Here is a 1,836-nt window from a genome sequence, read left to right as displayed (position 1 = left end):
AGACCTGTTCCAGCACCAGACGGTGCAGGCATTGGCGACTGTCGCGCAGACCGGTGACCCGGTGCAGGTAATCGATCAGGCTGCGGTGCAGGGCCCGGCGTTGCTGCTGCCAATTCAACAGGCTTACTTTGCCGACGCCATCCCGCAGCGTCACCACTACAACCAGTCGGTGCTGCTGCAACCGGCCCGTGCGCTGCAAGCGGCGCTGGTGGAGCAAGCATTGCAGGCGCTGGTGCTGCATCACGATGCGTTGCGGGTGATGTTCAACGAAAGCGCCGAAGGCTGGAGTGCCAGCCATCGCGACGCATCGATGCGCAATGATCTGTTATGGGTGCGCCCGGTGGCCGATGCTGGCGCGCTGGAAGTGCTGGCCAATCAAGCCCAGCGCAGCCTGAACCTGCAAACCGGACCCTTGCTGCGCGCCGTGTTGGCGACCCTGGACGATGGCACCCAGCGGCTGTTGCTGGTGATCCATCACCTGGCGGTGGACGGTGTGTCGTGGCGGATTCTGTTCGACGACCTGCAAACGGCCTACAACCAATTGCTCGCCGGGCAAGCCTTGCAATTGCCGGCCAAGACCAGCTCGGTCAAGGCGTTTGCCGAACAGTTGCAAGCGCATGCACGTAGCGCGCAATTGCAGCAGCAGTTGGCCTACTGGCAGGCGCAACTGCAAGGTGCGCCGGCTGACCTGCCGTGCCTCAACCCCGAGGCGAGCCCACAGAACGGCCAGGCCGTCACTGTTCATACGCGTCTGGACAAACACCTGACGCGGCAACTGCTGCAGGAAGCGCCGGCCGCCTATCGCACTCAGGTCAACGACCTGTTGCTGACCGCCCTGGCGCGGGTGGTCTGCCGTTGGACCGGGCATGCAAGTACCTTGATCCAGCTTGAAGGCCATGGTCGCGAAGAGTTGTTTGCCAACATCGACCTGACGCGCACCGTGGGGTGGTTCACCAGTATGTTCCCGGTCCAGTTGTCGCCGGCGGCGGCACTCGGGGACTCGATCAAGTCGATCAAGCAAGGGTTGCGATCGATCCCGGACAAGGGGGTGGGTTTCGGCGCGCTGCGCTTCCTCGGTGACGAGGCCAGCCGGTCAGCCTTGCAAGCGCTGCCGGTGCCGCGCATTACCTTCAACTACCTGGGGCAGTTCGACGCCAGCTTCGATAAGGAACAGGGCGCGTTGTTCAGCCCGGCCAGCGAAAGCGCCGGTGAAGAGCAAAGCGCGATGGCGCCCCTGGGCAATTGGCTGAGCCTCAACGGGCGGGTATTTGATGGCGCACTGAGCCTGGGCTGGACGTTCAGTCACCAACAGTTCGAGCAGGCCACCATCCAGCAACTGGCCGACGATTATGCCGTGGAGCTGGCTCTGTTGATCGGTCATTGCTGCGATCCTGCAAACCATGGCATGACGCCTTCCGACTTCCCGCTGGCCAGCNNGCAGGGCATGCTGTTCCACAGCTTGTACGAACACGGCAGCGGTCAGTACATCAATCAGATGTGCCTGGACATCGACGGTCTCGACCCACAGCGTTTCGAAGATGCCTGGCAGGCGGCGGTCGACGCCCATGACATTTTGCGCAGCAGTTTCATCTGGGAAGGCAGCGAGCAACCGGTGCAGGTGGTGCATAAACAGGTGCGCGTACCCTTCACCGCGCTGGATTGGAGCACACGCACGGATGCCCCGCAGGCCCTCGTCGAGTTGGCGTCCAGCGAGCGCGACCAGGGTTTCGACCTCGCCCTCGCGCCGCTGCTGCGGCTGGTGCTGGTCAAGACCGCTGAACAGCGTTATCACCTGATTTATACCCATCACCACATTCTGATGGACGGCTGGAGCAA

General features: G+C 62.8%; 1 protein-coding gene. It reads left to right on the top strand.

Annotated features, from left to right (window positions below):
* On the top strand, positions 1 to 1,836 hold a 1,836-nt coding region (locus HX846_RS32920; protein WP_256740228.1), incomplete at both ends, for a condensation domain-containing protein.

It is taken from the genome of Pseudomonas sp. K5002 (assembly GCF_013386655.1).
In the GTDB taxonomy this organism is placed as follows: Bacteria; Pseudomonadota; Gammaproteobacteria; order Pseudomonadales; family Pseudomonadaceae; genus Aquipseudomonas.
Note: the sequence above shows the minus strand (reverse complement) of the source record. Positions and strands in the feature narration are given on the sequence as shown.